General features: G+C 44.8%; 24 protein-coding genes. 9 read left to right on the top strand and 15 right to left on the bottom strand.

The genetic code is table 11. From position 1 onward, the window contains the following. Positions 1–10 precede the first annotated feature (10 nt). The 8 genes from moaA (OM978_RS10175) to OM978_RS10140 all read right to left on the bottom strand — a co-directional run bounded on the left by moaA (OM978_RS10175) (position 11) and on the right by OM978_RS10140 (position 7,917). On the bottom strand, positions 11–979 hold the full coding sequence (gene moaA / locus OM978_RS10175; RefSeq protein WP_264346774.1) for a GTP 3',8-cyclase MoaA: 969 nt from the start codon (positions 977–979) through the stop codon (positions 11–13). A gap of 99 nt (positions 980–1,078) precedes the next feature. After that, a complete protein-coding gene (locus OM978_RS10170; RefSeq protein ID WP_264346773.1) occupies positions 1,079–1,408 on the bottom strand; it encodes a c-type cytochrome in 330 nt (109 codons plus the stop codon). Between the two features lie 136 nt (positions 1,409–1,544). After that, complete coding sequence (locus OM978_RS10165; protein ID WP_264346772.1) at positions 1,545–2,594, bottom strand: XdhC family protein; 1,050 nt, start codon at positions 2,592–2,594, stop codon at positions 1,545–1,547. A gap of 127 nt (positions 2,595–2,721) precedes the next feature. After that, positions 2,722–4,944 carry a xanthine dehydrogenase family protein molybdopterin-binding subunit gene (locus tag OM978_RS10160; protein WP_264346771.1) on the bottom strand — a complete coding sequence of 741 codons (2,223 nt, stop codon included), beginning with the start codon at positions 4,942–4,944 and terminating at the stop codon, positions 2,722–2,724. Next, positions 4,910–5,371 (bottom strand): (2Fe-2S)-binding protein, encoded by a 462-nt coding sequence (locus tag OM978_RS10155; protein WP_264346770.1) that lies wholly within the window; start codon positions 5,369–5,371, stop codon positions 4,910–4,912. Before OM978_RS10155 ends, OM978_RS10160 begins: the two co-directional genes overlap by 35 nt. Before the next feature lie 490 nt (positions 5,372–5,861). Further along, positions 5,862–6,686, bottom strand: coding sequence for an SDR family NAD(P)-dependent oxidoreductase (locus OM978_RS10150; protein WP_264346769.1), 825 nt, complete (start codon positions 6,684–6,686; stop codon positions 5,862–5,864). Positions 6,687–6,761: 75 nt separating this feature from the next. Beyond that, entirely contained in the window at positions 6,762–7,439 is a 678-nt protein-coding gene (locus OM978_RS10145; RefSeq protein WP_264346768.1) for an SDR family NAD(P)-dependent oxidoreductase, read from the bottom strand. Positions 7,440–7,455: 16 nt separating this feature from the next. Further along, positions 7,456–7,917, bottom strand: coding sequence for a VOC family protein (locus tag OM978_RS10140; RefSeq protein WP_264346767.1), 462 nt, complete (start codon positions 7,915–7,917; stop codon positions 7,456–7,458). Between the two features lie 138 nt (positions 7,918–8,055). On the opposite strand from OM978_RS10140, the gene OM978_RS10135 reads away from it, so the two are divergent. Next, entirely contained in the window at positions 8,056–8,997 is a 942-nt protein-coding gene (locus tag OM978_RS10135; RefSeq protein ID WP_264346766.1) for a LysR family transcriptional regulator, read from the top strand. Positions 8,998–9,558: 561 nt separating this feature from the next. Here OM978_RS10135 and moaC read toward each other — a convergent pair. The 4 genes from moaC to OM978_RS10115 all read right to left on the bottom strand — a co-directional run bounded on the left by moaC (position 9,559) and on the right by OM978_RS10115 (position 13,645). Next, positions 9,559–10,032, bottom strand: a complete 474-nt coding sequence (gene moaC / locus OM978_RS10130; RefSeq protein ID WP_264346765.1) for a cyclic pyranopterin monophosphate synthase MoaC — start codon at positions 10,030–10,032, stop codon at positions 9,559–9,561. Positions 10,033–10,286: 254 nt separating this feature from the next. Beyond that, positions 10,287–11,255 (bottom strand): GTP 3',8-cyclase MoaA, encoded by a 969-nt coding sequence (moaA, locus tag OM978_RS10125; protein WP_264346764.1) that lies wholly within the window; start codon positions 11,253–11,255, stop codon positions 10,287–10,289. Between the two features lie 78 nt (positions 11,256–11,333). Further along, positions 11,334–11,822, bottom strand: a complete 489-nt coding sequence (locus OM978_RS10120; protein WP_264346763.1) for an HPP family protein — start codon at positions 11,820–11,822, stop codon at positions 11,334–11,336. 35 nt (positions 11,823–11,857) lie between these two features. Then, complete coding sequence (locus tag OM978_RS10115) at positions 11,858–13,645, bottom strand: 2Fe-2S iron-sulfur cluster-binding protein (RefSeq protein ID WP_264346762.1); 1,788 nt, start codon at positions 13,643–13,645, stop codon at positions 11,858–11,860. Here OM978_RS10115 and OM978_RS10110 point away from each other — a divergent pair. Beyond that, entirely contained in the window at positions 13,614–14,510 is an 897-nt protein-coding gene (locus OM978_RS10110) for a LysR substrate-binding domain-containing protein (RefSeq protein WP_264346761.1), read from the top strand. The genes OM978_RS10115 and OM978_RS10110 overlap by 32 nt on opposite strands. A 114-nt stretch (positions 14,511–14,624) precedes the next feature. On the opposite strand, the gene OM978_RS10105 is transcribed toward OM978_RS10110, so the two are convergent. After that, positions 14,625–15,161 carry a carboxymuconolactone decarboxylase family protein gene (locus tag OM978_RS10105; protein ID WP_264346760.1) on the bottom strand — a complete coding sequence of 179 codons (537 nt, stop codon included), beginning with the start codon at positions 15,159–15,161 and terminating at the stop codon, positions 14,625–14,627. Positions 15,162–15,502: 341 nt separating this feature from the next. On the opposite strand from OM978_RS10105, the gene OM978_RS10100 reads away from it, so the two are divergent. Together OM978_RS10100 and wrbA are read left to right on the top strand one after the other, a co-directional pair. Continuing rightward, complete coding sequence (locus OM978_RS10100) at positions 15,503–16,096, top strand: CGNR zinc finger domain-containing protein (RefSeq protein WP_264346759.1); 594 nt, start codon at positions 15,503–15,505, stop codon at positions 16,094–16,096. Positions 16,097–16,419: 323 nt separating this feature from the next. Further along, positions 16,420–17,019, top strand: a complete 600-nt coding sequence (gene wrbA / locus OM978_RS10095; RefSeq protein ID WP_264346758.1) for an NAD(P)H:quinone oxidoreductase — start codon at positions 16,420–16,422, stop codon at positions 17,017–17,019. A 218-nt stretch (positions 17,020–17,237) separates the two neighbouring features. Here wrbA and OM978_RS10090 read toward each other — a convergent pair whose 3' ends face one another. Beyond that, positions 17,238–17,423 carry a hypothetical protein gene (locus OM978_RS10090; RefSeq protein WP_008899526.1) on the bottom strand — a complete coding sequence of 62 codons (186 nt, stop codon included), beginning with the start codon at positions 17,421–17,423 and terminating at the stop codon, positions 17,238–17,240. Positions 17,424–17,989: 566 nt separating this feature from the next. Between OM978_RS10090 and OM978_RS10085 the strand changes: the two genes are divergently transcribed. The 5 genes from OM978_RS10085 to OM978_RS10065 all read left to right on the top strand — a co-directional run bounded on the left by OM978_RS10085 (position 17,990) and on the right by OM978_RS10065 (position 25,370). Beyond that, positions 17,990–18,601, top strand: coding sequence for a hypothetical protein (locus OM978_RS10085; protein WP_264346757.1), 612 nt, complete (start codon positions 17,990–17,992; stop codon positions 18,599–18,601). Positions 18,602–18,603: 2 nt separating this feature from the next. Continuing rightward, complete coding sequence (locus OM978_RS10080) at positions 18,604–20,514, top strand: hypothetical protein (RefSeq protein ID WP_264346756.1); 1,911 nt, start codon at positions 18,604–18,606, stop codon at positions 20,512–20,514. After that, complete coding sequence (locus OM978_RS10075) at positions 20,508–21,077, top strand: hypothetical protein (protein ID WP_264346755.1); 570 nt, start codon at positions 20,508–20,510, stop codon at positions 21,075–21,077. Before OM978_RS10080 ends, OM978_RS10075 begins: the two co-directional genes overlap by 7 nt. Positions 21,078–21,247: 170 nt before the next feature. Further along, positions 21,248–24,271 carry a tyrosine-type recombinase/integrase gene (locus OM978_RS10070; protein ID WP_264346754.1) on the top strand — a complete coding sequence of 1,008 codons (3,024 nt, stop codon included), beginning with the start codon at positions 21,248–21,250 and terminating at the stop codon, positions 24,269–24,271. 88 nt (positions 24,272–24,359) lie between these two features. Beyond that, positions 24,360–25,370, top strand: a complete 1,011-nt coding sequence (locus tag OM978_RS10065; protein WP_264346753.1) for a helix-turn-helix transcriptional regulator — start codon at positions 24,360–24,362, stop codon at positions 25,368–25,370. Positions 25,371–25,391: 21 nt separating this feature from the next. Here OM978_RS10065 and OM978_RS10060 read toward each other — a convergent pair whose 3' ends face one another. Next, entirely contained in the window at positions 25,392–25,778 is a 387-nt protein-coding gene (locus OM978_RS10060) for a hypothetical protein (protein ID WP_264346752.1), read from the bottom strand. Positions 25,779–25,880: the final 102 nt, after the last annotated feature.

The raw sequence follows: 25,880 nt of genomic DNA, 5'->3' as shown, positions 1-25,880 counted from the left end.
AACAGCTAATCTACCCCCCCAGCATCGAAAATTGCTGGGTCGCCCCGGTCAAACCGCTAACCAGCTGATGGCTTATTTTTTTCTGAGTGATTAAATCGACTAGTTGTTGCTGGATCTCTTCAATAGTACCTGAGCTGAGCACGGGCCGAAGATCTATTCCCTGCTCTGCAAATAAGCACAAATGCAACTTGCCAAGAGCAGAAATCCTCAGCCTGTTGCAACTGGTGCAGAACCCGGGGTTGTAAGGCATAATAAGACCTATTCGGCCTGCGTAATCTGGATGGGAAAACTCTTCTGCTGGCCCAGATGTCTCCTCTTTGAGCACCTGAACCCAGCCTTGCTGTAATAACTGGGTTTTGACCGGAAGAGCGGATACATGATTTTGTTTAAAAAACTCCAGATTACTGCCTGTTTGCATCAACTCAATCAATCTTAGTGTCACAGGCACATCCTTCAGCCATTCAAGAAAGCTACTTAACTGAGTATCACCACATGGTTTCAGCAGTACTGCATTCACTTTTGTTTTCAGACCCAGGGCAAGCGCTTTATGTACACCATCAAGTATGGTGTGTAATTTATCCTGCCCTGTAATAGAGTGAAACAATCTGGCGTCCAGACTGTCGATGCTGACATTCAGCGACGTAAGACCTGCGCTGAACCAATCTTCCACAAAATGAGGCAATTTAAAGCCATTGGTTGTAATGGCAACCTGAGTAATTCCAGCTGTAGCTGCCGCCAATGCAATAATATCTGGCAAGTCGCGGCGCAACGAAGGCTCTCCTCCCGTCAGGCGAATTTTTTTAGTTCCAAGTCCGGCAAAGGCACTGATGGTGTTCGCAATTTCTTTGAGGCTCAAAAACTCTCTGTCAGAGTCGCACTGATAGCCATCAGGCAGGCAATAACTACAACGAAAGTTGCAGACATCAGTAATCGACAAACGCAGATAACTAAAACGCCTGCCATAGCCGTCTTCTAACATCGTGTTTCTCCTTACAACGATCACCAGATGGTGACCGGGTTTATAGAGCAGAGTAGACTGAGCTTATCGCATCACACTGATTAACACAGTCCGGCAATTTTAGTTCTGCTTCAATTTTTGCTGACTAAAATAGGCGCTCAGGTCTGCTATGTCCTGATCGCTTAAACTTGCAGCCATTGGAGCCATCATCGCCGCTGTACCTCCCGTTCTTTGGCCGTCCCTGTAAGCTTTCATAGCGCTTTCCAAATATTGAGCCTGTTGACCCGCCAAATGAGGATACATGGCCATAAGGCTATTGCCATCAGCACCGTGACATGCCGAGCAGACGGCCGATTTTACTTTACCGGCTTCAGCATCACCGGCTGCAAAGGCATTTGCCCCCATCACAGCTAAAACAATAAGACCAACAAAGGTAGGTTTTATAATCATCGAAATATCCTCGCATTCGTTAAAGCCAAACTGACCGGACTGTCAGGGTAGGTATGGTTCATACAATAAAGCCTTCATGAAAGAGCATTAACCTCTCAGCTAATACATCTTTGATTCTAAAGAAATAAACTTCATTTTAGCTAAACTTAGCCACCTTCACCTTCTGATGAACAGCGCTGAAAAGTCCGCTGATAGACTCTGCATTTTGGTTTTCAAGAACTGCATGCACTTCTGCAAGCACAGACAAAGCGATAGACTCAGGAAGATCGCCACCTAACCTTAGCCCCATAGGATTCGCCAGTCGCACCGGCAAATCAGCGGCAGATAACCCTGCCAGTTTAAGTACCCGCGCAGTCCTATGCTCAGGACCAAGGACGCCTAAATACTTAAGTTTTTGCTCTTTCAGCACAGTCAAAGCCTGAGCATCCAGCTCAATATTGTGTGACATCACTATTGCAGCGTCTAAATTATGCAACCAAGGTTCAGATTCAAGAGACAAAATCTCTTTCTTAAATAGTTCTGCACCACGGAAATATGCTTCTCTGGCATTGGCAGGTCGGGGGTCAATGAGTTTAACGCGCCAGCCCAATTCAATTGCCATAGACACCAAAGGCTTTGCATCCAATCCGCCACCAAAAACAGCAACAAAAGGAGGAGGCTTCAGGCAGTGCAGCAAAAATACACTACCATCTTTTTCGAACTGTCCAGCCTTTTCCCCCTCTGCTAAACTGCGCTCAGCTTCCTCAACCGGAACCAGATAATTAGAAGGAATGTCTTCATTGAGCTGCTGCACATAACCACAACGTTGCTGAGCTTCGAGTTTCATCATCAATTCAGGTAGACCTAAATATCCATGCTGCGCCACTATGGGTTGCAGTAAAATTTTTACCATTCCTCCGCACCCCAGACCCAGAGTCCAGGACAAATCATCCTCTTCTCTCATGTCATATTGAATAATACGATTCTTACCTGAATCCCAACATTGGCGGGCACGGCGCATAATATCGGCTTCTAAACAGCCACCTGACAACAGCCCTTTATATTGCCCCATGCTATTAATCAGCATCATGGCGCCAGACTTTCGGTAGGACGAGCCAGCCGTTTCAAAAATGGTCGCAAGCACCCATTGCATTTCATCTTTTTGTTTTTGCCAGCTGTATAGCAGGTTCATCAGTTGATTAGACATAATCATCACCAAACAAGGGACTGCCTGTCAGAACAACCAAAAGCCATACTCCAAGAGAAGTCCTTTGGTATGGCTAAAGGCACTGACGTAAATGTAGAGCAAAAGGCAGTACCTTTTGCTCTACGATTCAGACCAAAAGTGCAGCGGTCACAGGATAGCTTCTTAACCTTTTGCCTGTTGCAGCAAAAACAGCATTCAGCACAGAAGGAGCTACAGCCGCAGTACTTACCTCACCCATGCCCCCAGGATTCTCGGTACTTGGGATGATAAAAACCTCAATTTTCGGCGCCTCGTTCATCCGTACCATCTGGTAGTCATGAAAATTGCTCTGAGTGACCCTGCCGTTCTGAAAAGTGATTGTGCCGTGAAGTGCAGCAGAGAGACCAAAAATCAGTCCGCCCTGGACTTGAGCAATAACACCATCAGGGTTAACTGCGACACCGCAATCCACTGCACAGACCATTCGGTTTACTTTGACCACTGAACCTGACACTGTGACTTCGGAAATCAGGGTTGCAAAACTACCCCAGGAACGAATCACACTAACGCCAGCTCCTGTTCCTTTTGGCATAGCTGTTTTATCCCAGCCAAATTTTTCTGCTGCTAAATGAAGAGTGGCTAATAGTCTTGGATTAGTCTTCAATAGTTGAGCCCTGTACTGCACAGGATCGATACCAGCTTTGTGTGCTAACTCATCGAAAAAGCACTCGGTCACATACGAATTATGGGTGGTCCCTACTCCTCGCCAGTTTCCTGTCAATAAACCTGCTGGTGGTTCATCCCGCACATATTCAACATGCTTAGTTGCAATATCATAGGGAGATTCAGCTTCTCCAACTGCGTCAAAATCTATGCCAGAGAGCCATGCAGGTTCATAGCGGGTGATCACAGCTGAACCCGCTATTTTATGACCAAATGCTGTAGGGTAACCTTTGCTATCTATCACTGCAGAGACTTCATTCAGAAAGTAAGGTCTGTAGGCGTCATGTTGTATATCTTCCTCACGACTCCATACCACCTTCAACGGATAGTTGACTTGTTTGGCAAATTTAGCGGCAGACACAACGTAGTCTACATCCAGTTTTCTGCCAAATCCTCCGCCGAGCAAATGGTTATGAACCACTACTGATTCAGGAGGCAAACCTAACTCTTTTGCAACAAAAGATTGAACTCTGGCCTGAGCCTGAGTCCCCAGCCATACATCACAGCCATCTTTACGGACATGCAAAGTTGCGTTCAGAGGTTCCATGGTTGCGTGGGCCATAGGAGGAGTTTCATAACTGGCCTGATGCTTAGTGCCGGCCTGGGCCCAACTCGAAGCAAAGTCCCCCTGATTAGTGCCCACCTGGCCTTTTTGCTGAATAGCTTTTTTAAGTTGATTTAACCACACGTCGTTCGAAAAGGTTGCATTTGCCCCTTCCTGCCAGGTGACCTTTACGGCTGCTAACCCTTTTTTTGCAGCACCATAATGATCGGCTACCACAGCTATGCCTTCATCTGTTTGCAGCACCTGACGCACCCCAGCTATTTTCATAGCGGCGACAGAGTCAACAGATTGTAACGTTCCTCCAATCACGGGACAAAGAGCCACGGCGGCCACTTTCATGCCCGGTAGTTTGACATCAATCCCAAATGTTGCGCTGCCATTGGTTTTGGATGGAGTATCAACCCTGGCTGCACTGGTCCCTATCAGTTTAAACTCAGAAGGAACTTTAAGCTTCACCTCAGTTGGCACTGGAATAGTATTTGCGGCATCAACAAGTTCGGCATATTTCAATACTTTTCCGTTTTGTGTATTGCGAACACTGCCCTTTTCGGCAACAACAAGCCCAACATCTACCCCCCACTCTTTTGCCGCTGCAGTCTTTAACATTTCTCTGGCCGTAGCACCCACTTGGCGTAACTTAGCCCAAGCGCCCATGATAGACGCAGAGCCCCCTGTCACTTGTTTTCCAAAAAGTGGGTGTCCAAAATTAATCTCGTCGGCCGGAGCATGCTCCACGCTGATTTGAGACATATCGACTTCAAGTTCTTCCGCAATCATCATCGGAATAGAGGTATAAGTGCCCTGGCCCATTTCAACAAGAGCGACCACAATGGCTATGCTCCCGTCTTTCCCAATGCTCAAATAGGCATTTGGAGAGAAATGATTTTGCCCGCTCGCATTCACCTTATTGATCAACTGCCCAGGTAAAGAAAAACCTATAACTAAAGAAGCACCTATGGCGGCAGAAGAAACTAAAAATTGCCTTCTGCTCAACTTCACATTACCAAGGGGACTCTGTGTATCATGTGACCGCATAGACACCTCCTGATTATTTAATTTGATTGGACGCAAGTTTAATGGCATCGCGGATCCTGACATAAGTCCCACACCGGCAGATATTGCCGGACATTGCACTGTCTATATCAGCATCAGAAGGATTAGGGTTTTTCGCCAGCAAAGCGGTTGCCGACATGATTTGACCTGACTGGCAATAACCACACTGAGGCACTTCTTTAGCAACCCAGGCGCTTTGCACAGCTGAACCAACTTTATCTGTCGCTACCGCTTCTATCGTAGTTACTTTTGCATTTTGAGCTGCACTGACAGGGGTTACACAAGAGCGAATAGCATTGCCATTCAGATGAACAGTGCAAGCTCCACAAAGCGCCATACCACAGCCAAACTTTGTGCCAACCATTCCGAGTACATCGCGGATAACCCATAACAAAGGTGTATCTGGCTCTACATCTACTTTATGCATCACTCCATTCACATCAAGTTCAACATTCATTGTATCCTCCAGGATTATCACTCACTAAAGTTGTATTGATAGCCGCGCTTCACCAATCCTTCAATTAGCTGTCACTGCAACATAATTGGTATAGCACAATATAGTTAATAGCTTAGGCTAGAAGTCTTCATCAGACTAAATCTAATCAACAATAATAAATATATACAGATAACTCATTAGGCTATGAACTTAATGTTTATAATGGCAATGCAGAAGAATAATTTTTCTGCTCAAAATCCTGTGGTTTGTCGACTGATTCTGGCAAACCAATCAAAAACGACTTTGTGAAGTATTCATGTGATAGAACTGTGTTGAGTACCTGAACCAGTGTTGACACAGAAGGGCGGAATAAGCGAGGTATGAAGTTAAGCTGTGGAGTTTACATGGCAACAATAAAGATCTCGCATATCTGGATGAAGTAGCTGCCACCTGATGCGTTTGCACAGCAGGTGGCAGAACCTGCAATATCATCGAGGGTTTGGTATCAAGCTCAATCTGAGCGAAACTCAACATCCTTCGTGTAGAAAGACCACCTGCTGACCTCTTCAGTAACACTTTGCAACTTAATGGACATACGATTGATACAGTCTTGACCCAGGGGTAATCGAAGTGTAGGGTTCTCCTCATTAATGGCCTTAATTAGTAGTTTCATCCCAGCTACCGGATCACTCGGTTGTAAGCCATTACGTTCATCAGCATATTGACGCATTTTTCCACTTGTTTCAGTGTAATCATCAATAATACTCTCAGCCCGTACAAGCGAGTGATTTGTCAGAAAGTCCGTTCTAAACCCGCCTGGCTCTACTATCGTTACACCGACGTTAAATGGTTTAACCTCTTGAAACAATGCTTCAGACAGGCCCTCTACAGCAAATTTTGTGGCATTGTAAATTCCGAAACCAGCACTACCCGCAAAGCCACCCACAGACGAAAAATTCACAATATGACCGGATTTCTGAGCACGTAAAATGGGTAATGCCCCACGCAACACATTGAGCGTACCGAATACGTTGGTATCAAACACATGCCTAGCTTCGTCATCACTTACTTCTTCTAACGCTCCGACAATACCAAAACCTGCGTTATTAACAATCACGTCAATAGTTCCAAGCCACTCTTTTGCAGCCTGCAGAGCGAATTTGACCTGTATTTCGTTTGTAACATCAAGTTTAAAAACTGAAAAGTTCTTATCAACTATATCAGTCATTCCATCACGGGTTGTCCCCATAACACGGCAACCTTGCTTTAATAGTTCCAACGCTAATATTTTTCCGAAACCTCTGGAGGTTCCGGTTATAAACCAATTCTTTTTCATAATAAGTTCTCTTATTAAAAATATTTAACTTGGTATGCACGGATACTAAAAATTTTCTGCATCTCAGCTATAAAATTAAGCCTGCGCCGGATAAATGGTTTCCCATGTCCATGCCTGTTTTTCCTGTGTATGCAACTCCCAAAACGCGTCTGCGATATTGGCTGGATGCGAAGGGTCTGCAGAGACCAATGTAGACACTCTAACGCTCGCGATATGCACGCCTTGCGCTTTTAAAGGTTCAAATAAAGCTTGAGTCATGACTCGAATACCCGCTTTACCAACACTCAACGTAAGCAAATCTGCATAAGGATCTACAGCTAAGCCACCACCTGTTAACAAAATGGTGCCACTCCCTCTTTGAGTCATCACAGGTATGACTTTGGATAACAATAAAAGCGCCCCTGTTATATTAATTGATATATCCTTCTCGATGTCTTGTGGCGCTTGCTTGTCGACACTGGCCATCACCAGGTTTCCAGCAGGATCATAATGAAGAACTCCAGCGTTATAGTGCACAACGTCAAGTTCTTCCTTAATGTATTTCTCCACTAAATGAGATAGTTGTTTAGCATCAGCCGCATCAACAAATTCGTATTTGACATGAGTTCCATAAGCTGACAGCTCTCCTCCTAGACGGATACGTTCTGCTGCACTACGTGAAGCCAGAACAATTTGATAACCTTCGTCGGCAAATCGTTTTGCAGTCGCAAGGCTAATCCCCTCACCCGCTCCAATACATAAGTAAGTTTTCATCTTATTTCTCCACTCTTTATTCGACAGGTTCGGCAAGTTCAATCAGATTCCCAAACGGATCACTGATAAATGCGAGCTTACGATTGATATCTGCAAGATAAAATTGCTCGGTCACAATGTTGACGCCTCGGCTGCGTAACTCTTCGAGAATGGTTTCCATGTTCACCACTGTAAGACAAAAATGGTGGTAACCGGCAAGACGCAAACTATCACCGAGGTCAGAATAAACAGGCTTTGGAATGGGTTTAGGAATACCACCTGCCAGAATCTCGACGGTGAAATTATCATCTGAAGCAGGAGCTAAATACGCTAACTTTTGATCGGCATAAGGCCATTCATGCACGATGCGAAAATCCAGCTTTTCAACATACCACTTCACCGCTTCATCAAAATCAGGTACACGTACTGCGACATGGTTAGCGCTCATAGAGGCTAACGGACTAGTTAAGTTTTTTTGAGGAAAGGTAACTACCGACATAATATTTTCTCGCTTCAAAGGTGCCCAACTGCACCCGACCTAAGCATATTAAGTCGCACGCTTTGCTAAGTGTACCTACATAAAATCTTTACTTTATGAACTTAATATTGATAATGAAGTTATTTAAGGACAGCGAATATGGCTAATAGAAATTCACACAGTGATATTGGATTAAGAGAATTACAGGCACAGTTACCTAGCCTAATCATTTTTCAATGTGTGGCAAGGCATCTCAATTTTGCCCGAGCCGCAGAAGAACTATTGGTCACACCGACAGCCATATCCAAGTCGATAAAAAACTTAGAACTACAGATGGGAGTAAGGTTATTTAACAGAAATACCCGCAGTACAGCGTTAACTGAGGCGGGACAGAAACTGTTAACGAATTTAAAACCAGCCATTGAGCAAATAAAATACTCATTAGATACTATTACCCATGATAGCGAACGCCCAGCTGGTCTGCTGCGTATCAGTTCGTCGTACGTCGCATACGCGAACTTAATCGAACCCCATTTAGCTAACTTTCTGAGAAAATTTCCTTCAATCATATTGGATATATCTATAGACAGTACATTAGTAGATATCATTGAAGGTGGTTTTGATGCAGGCATTCGCCTCGGACATGCCGTTGAGAAAGACATGGTTATCGCGCCTCTGGGTGCAATGCAGGACTTTGTCGCAGTAGCCTCTCCAAGCTACCTGGATGAACAAGGAGTACCTGCATATCCTAACGATCTTCTACATCATAGCTGTATTCGTCAGCGTTTCTCTAACCAAAAGAAAGTCATTGAGTGGGCTTTTAATATTGAAGATAAGTTAATTACGGTAAACGTTGACGGCTCATTAATAGTAGACGAGATGCGTCTCGCAGCCAACGCAGCGGTAAAAGGAATTGGTGTTGCTTATGTCTTCCGTCAGTTTGTAGAAAAAGAAATATCAGCAGGCGAGTTAATCACTATATTAGAAAAATTCTCTCGACCAAGGAGCATGTTTCATATTTACTTTCCTAACAGGCGACAGATGCCCGGAAAATTACGAGCTTTCATTGATTTCATAAGAACCGAAAATATGCCGAACTAGAATTCAATTATCACTACTAACTGACTTTATAGGGGAGATTTTTGAAGTTACAGGGTATTTTACATTGGATACAAATCAATAATTAGGTCTTATGCATCTTATTCATCGCGAGCAATATGCCAGAGCTTACAACTATCTAGCCGAGAACCTGAATAATGGACGGTTAAACACTCATTAAAGGAATACCTGACACTAGGGCGAAAGCTGGGGACAGCCTGGTGTTCCAGTCAAACTGGCCGAGGCAGTTTATCAGCTGTCACTCGCGACTAAACCTCCAATCAGGTTGCCTCTGGGTAGCGATACAGTTAAACGTGTCCGGGACAAAACAGCTTAGATTCTGGCAGAACTGGAAGAGTGGTTACCACTGAGATGGTCTACTGATTTGCAAACAGCCTGAGGCTCAGAACTTTCATACCCTGCTCCCTTTACATCCATTCTATTCAACTATGAACGGTCACCATAAGACCAACACTACAGAAAAAGTCTACGCAAAACGCCACTTTACCACCGGCTTCTATCAAACTCTTTGAGGGGGCAAAAAAAACAGGATTTTTGTTTTCATCATCCTCGCTCCCACTGACCACTTTTTCCACCCGATTTTGTCAGCACTCTGATGCTGTGAATTTCCATCAGCGGGTCTTCTGCTTTACACATATCAAACAAGGTTAGCAGAGCAATAGTCACAGCCGTCAGTGCTTCCATTTCAACGCCAGTCTGGCCTTGTAATTTACACAGGCTGGTCACACGCACCTGATTGCTCTGTGATAACAATTCAAAATCCACAGCGACTTTAGTCAGTGCCAGCGGATGACACAAAGGGATCAGCTCGGCGCACTTTTTAGCCCCTTGAATACCGGCAATACGGGCTGTGGCTAACACATCTCCTTTTTTACATTTTTGATCAACCAGCATCAAATAAGCCGATTCAGACATGCGGATCATGCCCTCTGCTTTAGCTTCGCGTACTGAGACGGCTTTGCCTGTGACATCCGCCATGGTGGCCTGCCCATATTGGTCAATATGTGTGAATCCCATCGTTGTGTCCTGGATGTTGAAGACCTTATTCATTCATCGCGCCTTTATTGTTTATTCAAAGTGCTTTTATAAAGTCACTTAGTTACATGGGGTATAGCGTGAATCTAACTGGTCTTTGATAATCGTTGTACCTGCTGTAGCGCAGCATTTGATCGTAACTAAGTTCTTTGTCTACCATACCTGCTCACTGCATTTCATTCTGATGGCCCAAAAGCGTGTTGAACCGGTTCGACAGGCCCGACTCAAAAGCAGCGCTAGCCTCCAAGCATAGAAAAATGCTGAGTAGCCCCAGTCAGGCCACTTTCCAATTGATGACTTATTTTCTTTTGTGGCATTAAACCTATCAAATGCTGCTGAATATCTGCGATGCTGCCGGTACTAAGTACGGGCCTCAGATCCATCCCTTGCTCCGCAAATAAGCACAAATGCAATTTTCCAACAGCAGAGACACGCAACCTGTTGCAGCTGTCACAAAAACCAGAATGATAAGGCATGATAAGGCCTATCCTGCCGGCGTAATCCGGGTGGGAAAACTCTTCTGCCGGGCCCGAGGTTTTGTCTCTGAGTACCTGAACCCAGCCTTGTTGCAGTAGTTGCATTTTTATTGGCAGAGCCGAGACATGGTTTAGTTTAAAAAAGCTCAGATTATCACCGGTTTGCATCAGCTCTATCAGTCGCAAGGTCACAGGAGTATCTTTTAACCAATGCAGAAAATTTTTGAGCTGTCCTTCACCACAAGGTTTCAGCAGCACCGCATTGACTTTGGTTTTCAGCCCCAATCCCAGCGCTTTGTACACACCATCTAAAATAGTGTGCAGCTTGTCCTGGCCTGTGATGGCGTGAAACTGTCGTGGATCAAGGCTGTCGATACTGACGTTTAATGACGTAAGTCCTGCAGCAGACCACTGATCAACCAACTGCGGTAACTTAAACCCATTGGTTGTGATGGCAACCTGACTAATTCCAGAGGTAGTAGCGGCCAAAGCAATAATGTCCGGCAGATCGCGACGAAGCGAAGGCTCCCCTCCGGTTAAACGCACTTTTGTGGTGCCAAGCCCGGCAAACGCACTAATGGTATTGGCAATTTCTTTGAGCGTTAAAAACTCTCTGTCGGTTTCACACTGATAGCCATCCGGCAGGCAATAAACACAACGAAAGTTGCAGACATCTGTAATCGACAAGCGCAGGTAACTAAAACGCCTGCAATAGCCGTCTTCTAACATGCTGCATCTCCTTACCAGTTTGGTTCTATAAAACACTTATCACTATTCGCCAGTCAGCAAATAGACTTCAGATCCGTTTTAATACCAGTATTTAGGATAGGCATCTTTTTGCCTTACTTTGTGATACAAAACAGCGACAAGTACCATAAACAGTGCTCCAGATACGACAGGAAACAGGATAAAACTCCAGGACGGTTCACTGGCAATGATCACCAGAGGCGTAGCACCTGCCGGGGCATGAACAGTTCTGGTCTGTTGCATACCAAAAATAGAAAGCCCGACGGCCAACGCCTGTGACCACCATTCATTGCCCAGAAGTATCAGCAATAGCATGCCTATGAAAGCAGCGACCAAATGACCACCTACCACGCTTCGGGGCTGAGCCAGTGGCGAGTCAGGTAAACCAAAAATAAGTACGCAAGTCGCTCCAAAGGGCGCCATTAACCAGGGCATGCCTGAAATATCCGTTAAAAAAAGTGTGCCACTGATAGCAATAGTCGCCCCCACCAAAGCCCATAACGAATCTTTGAGCTTTGGTGCTGCCGGGGCTTTAGAACTGAATGTCATACCAACTCTCCAATAAACTGCATATAAGACCCCTCTTATAAATCAATGATCAGAGCATCTGAACTGGCACGAGAGACACAAATACACATCAGACCTTTTTTCTTGTCCGCATCGGTCAACACGTGATCACGATGCAGCACCTCGCCGCCTAAAACTTTTACCCTGCACATACCACAGTCTCCGACCCTGCAATCTGAATCGGCGGCCACACCCGCTGCAGTGACTGCGTCGAGTATGCTTTGATCAGGCGGAACTTCTAACGTCAAGCCTGATTTTTGCAAAATGACGCTGATTGGGTTTGCCACGCCAGACAATTGAGGACTGTAGCCAAAGCGCTCGCTATTTACCTGTTCTTTTGAAAAGCCTTTTTTTGTCGCGCAGTCATGGACTTCATCAATAAGGGACTGAGGACCGCAGACGTAAAACACGGCATTTTTTGCAGCCTTGGAGACAATAGAGTCCACTGACAAGCGTTCTCCTAAAGATGACGAGTACAGAGTCACTTTGGCGGGGCACTTGCGTTTTAACTCAGAGGCAAATGCCATTCGTTCTATAGATTTACCTGTGTAATGCAGTTCAAAGTCTTTATTTTGTAGATCTAAACTAGTAACAAAAGACCGGATAGGCGTAATGCCTATGCCCCCTGCAATGAGGATCACAGGGCCTGTTAACTGGCTAAGCGCAAAATTGTTTTTGGGCAGACTGCATTTAATTTGGGTTCCAACCTGGTACTGCTGGTGAATAGCGACTGAACCACCTAAACCATCAGGTTGCTTTAACACCGCTATTTCATAAAAACTGGCGTCATCTGAATTACAAATCGAATAATGCCGATATTTTGTTTCGTTATTGCCATCCAGATAAGGCACTTTCAGGTGAGCTCCAGCTGACACCACAGGTAAGGAAGTAACGGCGTTGTCCGCGGCTTCCAGCCGAAATATACGGATAGAAGCTGTGATCTGATGAATACCCGACACGACAAGTGGCAACTCTCCACTACCAAGTGACACGATATTGCTTGAGCTTTTAAGTGCTTTCAGAGCCTTATTCTCTTCAAGCAAAGGCTCTACAAGCCTCTGGATCTCTGCTTCTGTATACCTTGGAATGATGTGCTGCGGACAGTTCCACTCAACAGCTTCGACTGTGATCACTATGGCTCGTTCAATACGGGCCCTATAACGCGGATTTTCCAAGGCCTCAATCAAAGCAGGATTGTCTCTCTCATGAACAACTTTTGCAGTTCCCCAGATTTTCAATCGTATCCGGTTTGGATAGTCCATCAAAATCAGACTAACACGGGATAGCGCATTGATATTACCCACAGAAAGATACTGCCTATTGCCTTTAAAGTCGGCAAAACCGAGGGTCCGGCTATCGATCACTTTCAGAAATCCAGTTGGACCTCCTCTGTGCTGTACATAGGGCCAGCCATTTTCTGAAATGCTCGCCATATAAAAACTGTCTCTTTGCTCAATAAATCCAGCTTCGGACTCTCTAATTTCGTTTTTCGGATCATCCGACAGTTCAAACCCTTGATTCGCTTCCCGACTCCCATACAAACTCTGAGCAGCTTTAACACTTGGGGTAAATGTAATATCGGCAAATGCGTTAGCCATTGCTTTTCCTCCATAACCAGTTGGTGTTGCATTCGAGTGTTGAGCTTCGGGTGCATCACGGTCGATGAATATCAACACAAAGATCGATCTAATTAATACTTCATCTTGCCAAAGTGTTTGATCATGAAGAATACTTATCGAACCTAATTGATTATTTTGGAATCGAGAACAATCAATGGAACGATTTACCGAAATGCGTATTTTCATCGCGGTAGCTGAAGCTGAAGGTTTTGCTGCTGGTGCACGAAAGCTTAATATCTCTCCACCTGTTGCAACAAGAGCAATCGCCGAATTAGAAGCCAGGCTTGGCGTAAAATTGTTAAATAGAACAACCCGCTATGTCAGAGTGACCGAAGCCGGACAACGTTATTTAGACGATGTCCGACGAATTATGGCTTCAGTAGCTGAAGCAGATGAAGCCGCTATAGGCACCAATGGTTCACCTCGGGGGCAATTGGTGGTCACTGCATCGGTACTGTTTGGCCGTATGTATGTAATGCCGGTGATAGTCGAGTATTTACAAAAATACCCTGAGGTCGATGTATCTGCACTCTTTATTGACAGGGTGCTGAACATGCTGGAAGAAGGGGTAGACGTAGCGGTAAGAATTGGTGAATTATGTGATTCAACCTACAAGGCGTTGAAAGTGGGGTGTGTCCGTAAAGTACTGTGTGCATCGCCAGAGTATCTTGCAAAGTACAAGATACCGCAATCGCCTTATCAACTGGCGCATCATCAAATTATTGTGGCCACTAATCTTGGGCCCAAGATTGAATGGCGATTTATGGACTCAGACAGGCAAGAAATAGCGGTGCGGGTTAAACCTCGCCTGACGGTCACTAGCAACGATGCGGCTATTGAGGCGGCTGTAGCAGGATTAGGTATTACCCGACTGCTTTCTTACCAAATTGCGCCAGAGCTGGTCTCAGGAAAGCTTAAAATTGTGCTGAGTGAATTTGAACATGCCCCCTTGCCTGTGCATATTGTGCATCGGGAAGGACGTCTTGCCTCTACTAAAATCAGAGCCTTTATTGATTTGATGGTAAAACAGTTGCGCGAGCCACTGCCATAACTCCAGACACAGAGGCGGCAAAATTTTGATATTAATTTATAGAGATCAAAGCCAATAAAAATGCCGCCATGAACTAACAAGGCGGCGCTTTCAAACCATTCAAAGACACTACTTTTATTCAAGCGCGACCTTTGGAAAATCGATTTCCACCCGGCTTGCTTTACCTATCATATGCGTCAGTACATTCATCCCAACATGGGTGATTATTTCGACGATATCGGCATCTGTATACCCAGCATCCCGAGCTTCAATCAAATCAGCTGTGGTTATTTCGCCCTGATGTTCAAGTAAAGCTTTTGCCAGTTTAATCGCAGCAGCAGCCTTCGCCTCATGAGATGTACCGGCGCGATTGGCATCCAGCTCAGCTGCGGAAAGGCCGGCTTTTTTACCTATTGCAGAGTGCGCAGACAAGCAATATTCACAAGAGTTTTCTTGCGCCAACGCAACAGCAATTCTCTCGCGAGTTTTCAAATCCAGGCTTCCTTCACCTGAAATGCTATGCAAACCAAGAAATGCTCTTAACGCTGAAGGGGAATTAGCAAATATTTTTAAGAAGTTAGGCACCATACCTAATTTAGTCTGGATGGCCTCCAGCAGCTCTTTTTGCTCTGGGTTTGCGGTCTCTAAAGATACGGAATTTATTCTGCTCATAACATCCTCACAAATCATCAACGGAGTTCTTTGACATATCGCAATCGACTGCTTGTGCGAATACCTTGATTCTGGTGGATATTTTTTCTGTTAGGAATATCTGTATTGGGCAATTTATTTTTTCTGAATATGGAGTAATAAGACCATTTTCATTACTTTTTTAGTGAACTAAACAACAGAATAACAACTACAGAGGCCCCAATTACCTCGCTGTCGAACATTATTCCTGTTTTGTTAATTCTCTAATTCTATAATTCCTTATACAATAATAATTCAATCAGTTACATAACCATTGTAGGTTGAATTTAAGGGTTACAATGGCATTTTGGGGCATCATGGTTATGAATAAGTTGCTGAATAAAGAACCCCCTTTTTTTGCAGACAATCTGGCATTAGATTTAGTAAATACAGTCGTTTACACGAATGGCGAGCGTTTTGATTTTCTTCAAAGCGACATAGATGCTATTCAGTGGATGAGATTAGCAAAACTGATCCCAGCAGATTATTCATTAACCCCAGCCTTGGGCGCTGAATCAGGCCTGCTGCACTACTTAAAAAAGCTCAGAACATTTATCAGTGAACAACTTGATACGCTAAAAAACGGACAAAAGCCGGATGTGAAGCACATCAATCAGCTGCTGAGTGAGTATCCCCTGTTCCACTACCTTGAAGTATCAGCAGAGGGCGAGATACATCTGGTCGAACAATACATCGCTAAAGAGCTAAAGTCCCTTTTCTATCCGGTTGTGTTGGCAACAGCTCAGCTGATGACCAGAATAGATATTCATTTGTTTCGCCAGTGTGAGCACGAAGACTGTATTTTATGGTTTGAAGATAAAACTAAAGCGCATAAGCGCCGGTGGTGCAGTATGGCTACCTGTGGCAATAAACATAAAGTAACGCAATTTCGAAAACGCAACGCGACCACCTTATAGGTACAGTCGTTGAGCCGACATACTGATTTCAACATCATTCCCGTTCAAAAATAACGACTAAACCATTGATAGCTATATCGATTGTAATGACGATTTCTCCTATACATTGTTAACTTAGACTATCACCTCCTTTTTAAAAAATTATTTTTTGTTATTCTGCTACTGTTAATAATCTGGCCGAACCTATACTAAATCCTGACTTGAAAACACAAAGAAACCAAAGTTCTGTAACCCGTGCTGCCGTAACTAAGCTTGAATTGATTCAGCTGCAGTTAGATATGTTGGCCTTCTTTAAGTAATTGAGATATTTGGAGAGGCATTGTATGAAAAAGGTGTTAGTTGTTTATTATTCGAGCTATGGTCATATCGAAACAATGGCAAAGGCAGTGGTCGAAGGGGCACTTCAGATCCCGGGTGTTCAGGTGGACCTTAAACGTGTTGCCGAAATTGTCCCTAAAGAAATCGCTGAAAAAGCTCATTTTAAATTGGATCAAGCCGCCGAAATCGCAGACCCTGCCATATTAGCCAATTATGATGCCATCATCTTCGGTGCGCCGACCCGATTTGGAAATATGCCCGCACAGATGCGTAACTTTTTGGACCAAACAGGAGGCTTGTGGGCCCAGGGAAAACTGATTGGAAAAGTGGGCAGTGTGTTTACATCAACCGGAACCGGAGGGGGTAACGAGACGACTATCCAGTCTTTCCATACCACCTTATTTCACCACGGTATGATAGTGGTTGGCCTACCTTATTCCTGTCCTGAGCTTACAAACATAGCTGAAGTTCATGGTGGTTCTCCGCTGGGAGCGGCCTGTATTGCAGGACCTGATGGATCTCGTGCACCTTCTGCACTTGAGCTCTCTCTGGCTAAATTTCAGGGTAAACATGTTGCCGAGATAGTCTCTAAATTCCAGCAATAACATTAGGGGTATGAGCACATTGCTTCGTTACCCAGGAGATATGGGTAACGAAGCATTTTCCGGCATCGACATTTGAAGAACTGTCAGCCGCAAAACCTGAATAGTAGCGGCAGACAAATGACATGAGTACAAAAAATAAAGGCCACGCCATATAAAAAGAGTGGCCATAGTAACTGAGTATGTGGCTTTTTAAACTGTTGTTTTCAAATGAATAAAAGCTAAATTAACGCAACTTCAATGTCGTCTTGGTCAAAGCCAAAAACACTTCCATCAAAGTCTACCGACAGACGGCAGCTGTTACCCGGTGAAGATATCCGGACTATATGCCCAACCTGACCATAACATTCGCTGGTTGAGTCAATAACTATTACATCAAGACCCACAGTCCACAGTGGTTTTGTCATCAGTTTCTCCAGAATTGACGCCTGATTAATACAACAGGTATTAATCATTGAAGGGCATTGTACGCGATTTGGCCTTTTAAAGCGAGATAAGCTTGCAACTGCTTTACCGGCATGCTAAGGAACCGCCCGCTATCAGGATGGAAAGTCCAGAGTGAATAGCAGCAACTGGCAGGAAGCCCTCTAAAAAGTGGGCCTTCAAATTGAAAAACATGGGCTTATGTTGGTAAAAACAAAAACGCCACCTGAAAAGGTAGCGTTTGTGTTTTAGAATTTGGTGCGTCCTAGTGGACTCGAACCACCGACCCCTACCATGTCAAGACATATAAATTACCTTTCCACACAACCATAAAACACCCAAAAGCACCATCAAACCCATATAAATCAAGAATTTCAGGCATTTTTGCAATACAATCAATCGGCATTTAAGAGTGTTTATTAATACTTTCAGCATTTAATTGGTCACAATAAAGCAGGAATATAGAAGTGTCCAAAATAACCATTATACTGCTACAATCGCAATAGGCTCCATGATAAGACTCATGATAGGCGACAGGCATAGGTGAAATTTGACAACACAGAAAAAAATAAGAATAAAAACCTATGCTGATTTTATATCATACCTGACAACAGATGTAACCCTGGTGTCGGTCGAACTACAAAATCTGCAATTAGCAGCGGTTGCCAATACCCTAATCCAGGCGGCTAATCTTGTTTCACTGTACAAAACCAGATCAAACCCGTCAGAACTATCGGAGTCTGCGACCTCAGTGTTAACGCTGCAAAGCCCCCTGCTCTGTCACCCGGCTAAATCGTCAACCTCAGACCAACCAAAGTTTGAGGTATTCGGTGGCGTGATGACCTTTCAGCGTCTCCTGACAAGCTCGCTACCACAGGCACAGAAGATCCCCGTGTTGCTAATCCCAGATATACCTGCTGAGAAATTTCTCCGGTTGTATTGTCTGCACGATTTTACGCGAATTTTTCTGCATGATGCTCACAACACCGAGCTAAAAACAGTACAAGGATATCTCGAAGCCTGGTTTAAAAAACCACAAGGGGCGTTGAGTATTTTTCAATCGGATGATTGGCTCACTCTTTACCCACAGCTGAACAGTAAAGCCAAGGTGGCTAAGTGGTTAAATGCCACCAATAAAGTTTTCACACATTCCGATGATTAGCTATGCCTAGCCCTACCCTGTCCATTGAGACGTTTCGGCACTTCCAGCGCGAATTTGGTTTTAGCGACGATGCCTTGCTGCCTCAGGAATTTGTTGTCCGACTGGATCTGCCTGAAAACCTGCGCGGGATCGGGTACATACTGCAGGCACTGGAACTGCTCAGAGCAGAGGTAGGCAGTGAATTTGAATCCTTCTTCCACCTTTCCGCAGAAGCAGAAGATGCATTACGTGACACAGTGCTGCGACTGTCGGACGAACACCCACAATTCTACAATAGACATAAACAAAATGGCTGGTGTGACGAACAACCGGTCTATGCACTCTGTTTTGAGCTTGCCGCCTCTGCACGAATAAAGCGTTCGACTGAAAATATCAGACTAGTGAAATTGTTCCTACAGCATTACTGGAACAATGAAGACCGCATAGATGCCGAATTCACTACGACCAGCTCAAAACTCAAAGAAGCCGCTGGTGCTCTGAGATTGTTGCTACAAAACGATAATGAATTCGACTCTGCACTATTCGTTCGTTCTGAATTGGCCCAGATTATTGGTCAACGTCTGGAAGAATATTTGGAGGATACTGACAATTTACAGTCAAAAACTCAAAACTATGTCCGGCAGCTCGCCCATTTTTTTCTGTTGGATTGGAAAGGACGAGAAACCAAAAAACGCCGCTACGCGAAAAGGCGTAGCTTTGGTAAACGTAATTTTGATCTGAGCTATCCGGTACCAAATGACCCGCTGCTGCGCATGCATAAACGTGAACCGGCGGAGCAACAAGCCATTGAAGAAAGTGGTTTACTACCAGACGATCTTGCTCTTGATATTGATGTGGTAGAAGAACGCCCTGAACCTGGACAAAAGCGGCCCAAATTCAGGGCTCAACGAATTCATACGGTGTTAGATAGCCAGCAAAAACTGTTGCGTGTTTTTGATATATCTCAGCGATTGCAGCGTGCTCACAATGGCCATGCCCTTGATAAACACCTGATCCAACCCTACGAAATTTTGGCGCTATTCAAAGCACTAACAGGGCTCAAACTATCTGCCCTGCCAACAACAAAGCTGTCAGCGCTATTCTGCTGCTGGGGGCTATTGCTCACCGGCAGAACAATAAGTGAATTGTTGACCATGAGGTTCAACGACTCCGGTAAAGAAGGTTTATTCAGTGATGATGGTGAGACGTATTGGTGGCGTTTTAACGTAACTGCGGCTACTAAAGAACAGTCCACAGCAGCCACTGTGCTGCGTTGCCCAAAAGCGTTAATACCGCTGGTCAATGCATTACATCCCGATGGGATCGCTGCGAAGCCGCAACAGCTGATCCCAGACTCCATCAGCGAAAAAGAGTTAGATAAAGAGCTATATCGTTTTTTTAAAAATCTCGATAAGAAAACTCAAATCAAGCTCAGTACGGAAAAACTAAAAAATTTCTGCCTTCATAGAATGATAGCCAAAGGACAGCAAGACCCTATCAATCTGCTGTTCGCCTTTGGTGGTTATAGCTATCAAACTCGAGTGACACGATTTTACTCACACACCACAACGACAGAAATTGCGGCGCAACTCAACACATTCTGGAGCGAGTTGCAGCAGGATATACAACAAATAGATCCCGATTCTCAATTACCGGAGGGTCTGACAAGCTTTGTGGCTAAAGAGCACAATCAGATGGGTTCAAACACAGTACCTACCACCGAAGAGCTCACACAATTAACAGATCAACTGAGACACCGGCTGTCAATCTTTAAGCGATCAGAGTTGCAAATGTCAGTAAAAAAAGTCGTGGAGTACCACAATCATTATGTGATCTACACCGCAATTATGTTGCTGCAGGGCACGGGTTACCGGGCTGTCAAAAACCCACTGCCGCTTTTAAGCTTTTTTTACCTGAATATCATGCCATGGTGATTAGTGATAAAGATGACGACGATTTCACCAACACCAGAATTGTTGCAGTCGCGCCCCTGTTAGAACAGCAGCTACTGAACTATCAACATCATATTGTGCATCTGAGACATCATCTCGCTGTATTACAGCCAGAATTGTCGGAGCACGTGAGGCTTGCGCTTAATAAATTAACCACGGCATTGGTCAATAGCCTGACGCAAAACCACTCGCTGATCACTCAAATGAAAAATAATGATCGTTTGCCAGGCCCTTTGTTTTACCTGAGCCACAAATATCGAAAGCTGCAGTTCCACGCCATCACTCCAAAGTGGTTACAGGCTCAGCTGGAAAATTTTGCCTATCCTATCAATTTTGGCCGTCATGTTCTGCGCAGCCATTTACTGAAACAGTGCGTACCGCCAGAACTCAGCAACTTCCAAATGGGCCACTGGTCAACCGGAGAAGCCGCGCTAGGAGAATATTCCTCATTTGAAATCTCTGAAGCCATTGCGTTACTTACCCCGGTCATCGATACCATGTTACAGGAGCAAGGATGGCGCGCCCTTCCAACACTGTTGAACTAAGTCTGTGGCTACAGCGCAAGCACCCCACTTTTTTTCCGGAGTTACTTAACGCGCTGCATGCTTATCTGCAAAGTTCAGAGGTAAGCCTGGGGTTTGAAACTCATCCATCGTTGAAAAAATCGCTATCCAAAGCAGATCTGGTAAAAGATTTTGACGATTTAAAAAACCGAGTGGCTAAACATTTGTTGCTCGACCTAGCGCAAAATTCACTGACGCAAAATAGCATCACTGGTTATGTAAAAGGACTCAGCAAACGCGCCGCGGAGCGCGCTGTTCAACTGGATCTGCTCGAAGTGCTGATCCGACAGTTAACGCAAGTCACAGGTATCACGGCCCCACCCATTCCGAGGTTAGTCACCACAAAAAGCGATATGCCTGTCGTCACTGCCTCTGCATTATTGCGTGGGCATCTGGCTGCAACAGTTCATGAGCAGCTATCTAAGGAAATTCAGGCACCCACAACTCTCACCTCACAGCTCGAAATGTCCGGCAGATTAGTACTCTGGTTAATGTTTAAACTCGGGGTGCTGGATAAAGATTTATTGCGCCTTATCATCCAGGGACCAAAGGCACATTTTAAACAACTTGGAGAGTTCAGCTATTACGAACATAGTTCAAAACGACTGCTGCTGGATACCCAAAGCCTGCTATTTCTGCGTCAGATTTGGCTAGAGCGCGGCCAGGAGGACAACAAGATGACGGTGAGTGGCGCTATAAACGCCTATCTAAAAGTGGCGTTGCCTGAAATCCCTCTAACCGGCTTTAACTATACTCAGCTTAAAGACGTAGCCAAAGTGCATCTGACGCTTACCACAACACCGCTACTGGCAAGACAGTTTGCAGGCAAAATCCGTACTACGCCCTTGCAGGGAGAATCGTGGTTAAGGGTAATCACCGGATACCCACAACCTATTGCAAAAGACGAGCAGGAACAGAGCTGGTCGTTACCTGAGCGTCAACGACGCACCATTTTACGCTTCGCACAAAACGGCGGTTTGACTGAAGAAAAACAAACCAAAGCGGAAAAATCACTACTGGTTAAAGATAAGCTCAGTTTGATTAAGAGCATGACCAACATGCTATTTACCAAAGAGAAAGAGGAATTCACCGCAGCCAAAACTGAACTCAAGGTATGGCTGGAGCAAGAGAGCAATTTTACCGATGATCCATGGTGCTGGTTGTTGCTCAGTTGGTGTATTCAACTACTGGAATATGGCAGCAGCCACAAAAGAGTGTTGCGGAAGGACACTGTAAAAGACTACCTGATGAGCCTGGCAACACCTGTTCTTACTGTATTGACGAACGACGACTACGATCTGTCTGAAGGCGAAGACTGGGTTGAAGCGCTGAATAAAATTGTCACCTTAGTAAAATCTCCACAGCGCTGCGGCTACGTTCGGTATTTTGCCAAATTTTTACTGAACAACCAGATAGTGCCCGATCTGGATTTAAGTGAGCTCAACATACCCGGACATCAGGCGAAAACAGACGCCAATCTGCTCACCTGCCAGGAAGCGGAATTATTACTCAGCCATCTGCGTAAGCAGCAAGATGAAACCGCAAAAGTTGCCCGTCTACTGTTTTGTCTCGGCTTTTTCTGCGGCTTACGCCGAAATGAAGCCGCCAAACTCAAGATCAAAGACATTCAAATAAACGGCCAACTGTCTGAGGTAAGAGTTCGCAGAAATAAGCAGCGTGAACTCAAATCCCCCCACAGCTCCAGAAATGTTCCAATGGCTCCATTTTGGCCTGACACTGAAATCGAGTTTGCGAAAGGTTTTATTGATAATGCACGATTAGAATACAGAGTAGACCGTGATTTATTTGATGATCAGGACTTGGTCATCGACGCATTTGATTACCTGACCCGTTGCCTGAAACAACTGACTCAAGACCAAAATTTCAGGTTTCACCATCTGCGCCATTCGTTCGCAAACTGGACTTACTATTTATTGCATCAGCATCAACGTAAAAACGACGCAATCCAGGTCAGATTTTTAAAGCACGACTGGCTAAGTGAACAAGTCTCAACCAAGCTCAAACAACGCCTCGGTTTAACATTTGCTCTCAGTCGAAAGAAGTTATTTGTTGTCAGCCATCTACTTGGCCACTCAGCCATAGAAACAACCTGCAGCAGCTACCTGCATTTATTGGATGTTTTTGGTTTTCTTACCATGAGCAATCCAAGTCAGGTCAGCCGTAAGCTCTTGATTCAAATTCACGGCTATGACAGCGTAATGACCAGCCAATACCCATTACGTCTGACAAGAGTGCCTGCTGAGGTCGAGAAAAAAGTGTCTCTTACCGGGGTTGAACACCTTAAAAACAATGCGGCGCTTTCGCTGCAAAGCCAACGCGCTCAACCTGAACAAGTACCGCTAAAGTCTACGTCTGTCAAAATCAGCCTCAGCCAGTTAGCGAAGTTCCTCAAACATTTTGAGCAAGGCGTTTCACTCAGCAAAATAGCAGCACGACTCGAAATCAGCGTGCCCCAAGTACAGGGCTTAATCCAAGCCTATGAAAGTGCCGCCAGCCAATCAGGCCAGCATATTCAGAATTTATTTAATCAAGTTCTGTTTACAAAATTGACCAAAGCAAATTTCAGCCAAGTGCTCGAATGGTGTGATCATTTGCATTCCACTGGCACGTTACACAACATCAAGGTACAAGAGGTTCAGGACATCCTGTCTATTTTAGTGCCAGGCAAAGGTTACTTACCACGCAGTAGCGCCCCGGATAAAGTGACCACCCTGCTGACATTTGCTAAACAGCTCGAGATCTCGCCGCAGCAGATGCAATTCAGGCTACTATTACCAACGTTCTCTGACCGAACTTCCTTAGACGACGAATATGATGCATTGATCGTCAATACCATCACAGAACGCTGGCAAACGCTGATTGCAAACATCATCCAGGCCCCGCCCGATATCAACATAGTGAGCTTTTTTGATCTTTCAAACAACAGCTACATTGATCGCGACAAGAACAATACCGGCACGCTAACTTTTACCAAAAGCCAGGAAGTGCTGCATAAAAAAATCAGTAAAACCGGTTTATTGGAAATCCGCATCACGACATCAGTCAGGCTAATTAATGACGAGCCTGGAACAACAAGACCAGTGCGCGACCGGGCATTGGTGTGTTTGCTGAAGCTGTTGTTGGTTTGGAAGGAGATAAGCCAAGGCAATTTATGAATGCGACTGCAGCTATTGGCTTATTTTTTTGGTTCAGCATTTATGCCAACTATTGATACTATCTGGGCAAAGCAAACAAGGACGTTCTATGTCAGCCACAAAATTCAGAAATACCCTTAGCAGACACTGGGAGATGCTAAAACTACTGCCAACCCGCGCCCCTGGTTGCTCTGCTTTGCAGCTATGTCATTTCCTCAATGATGCTGGTTTTGAGGTATCTAAAAGAACAGTAGAACGCGATTTACAAGAACTATCCTGCATTTTTCCGCTGATTAGCGACGAATCAGCTACCCCTTATCTGTGGCGCTGGATGGACAATGCTTCTGTTGATATTCCCGGAGTGAGTATTGCTGAGGCCATTAGTTTGCATATGGTTGAAGGCACCATAAAAACTGTATTACCGAAACAGTTACTTCACAGCCTGGAACCGAAGTTTCAGCAGGCCAAATCTAAAATTGCAGCTTTATCGCCTTCAAACCCCAGCGCCAGTTTGATTGATAAAATTGCGGTGGTATCCCCGACTTTACCTATGCTGCAACCACAATCAATCCCCGAAGTAGTCGATAGTATTCAGCAGGCTTTGGTTTATGATAAACAGCTACAAGTAAGCTATTTTGCTCTTCACGACAACACAGAAAAGAACTATCTGCTAAACCCGCTGGGTCTGGTACAACGAGGACATATTACCTATCTGGTCGCAACAATCAGCCCTTATACAGACATTCGCCTGTTTGCACTGCATAGGTTTAAGACTGCAACCGTATTGGACACCGAGTCGCAAAAACCAGATGGATTTTCATTAAGTGAATACCTGGTCACCGGAGCTTTACAATTTTCCAACGGCAATAGTATTAAGTTAGAGGCCAAAATAAACGCTTACATGGCAGCCTTATTAACTGAATCCCCTTTGTCCGAGGATATGCTCATAGAACCAAGCGAAGATCATGGCTTCAGGCTCAAAGCTACAGTGCCTGGCGGCTGGCAATTAGAATGGTGGCTGCTGTCGCATTGCACCTCGGTTGAAGTAACCAGCCCGGCAGAGCTTAGGGAGCGTATAAAGCAAAAACTAAGAGCTGGGGCTGATTTGTATACTGAATAAACCTAGGGTAGGTTTGGTTGGTTAACGGCTCCACGGTCCCGTTATTTCTCTCCAATTCAGCCCTTCACCAAAGGCATCGATGATAGCGGCTGTGGCATCTTCGAGAGTTTTTCCTTTTCCATATGTGCCGCAATCTTGGCACTCGCAAAGGTAGAAACTGCTATTAATGTTGTATATTTTTAGCTCCTTTAAACCACATTGCGGGCATTCTTCGGTGGCTAGATAGTGCTTTTCTTTTTCATTAAGCCAAGCATTTAAAAGAAGTTTGTTTATTTCTTCACGTGCATCTGAGATTTTTTGCTCTTCCTGCCTGATTGTTTTTGCCAGTTCAGGGTTGAATCTACCGTCTACATAATTTGCAGGATTTTCTTCTGGGAAATCTTCGAAGTACTCAGACCATTCGCCCATGTTGGGATCTCCAATATTCGCGCTTTTTAGTTATTGCTGCTTGCATTTGTATATTGTGCCAGTCCGCTTTCTTTGGTTTTACCAGATGCAAAACCAGCGTTA

Origin of the sequence: Rheinheimera sp. MM224, from assembly GCF_947090785.1 — a bacterium.
Taxonomy (GTDB): Bacteria; Pseudomonadota; Gammaproteobacteria; order Enterobacterales; family Alteromonadaceae; genus Pararheinheimera.
The sequence above is the reverse complement of the archived record's forward strand: the minus strand, read 5'-3'. Positions and strand labels throughout refer to the sequence as shown.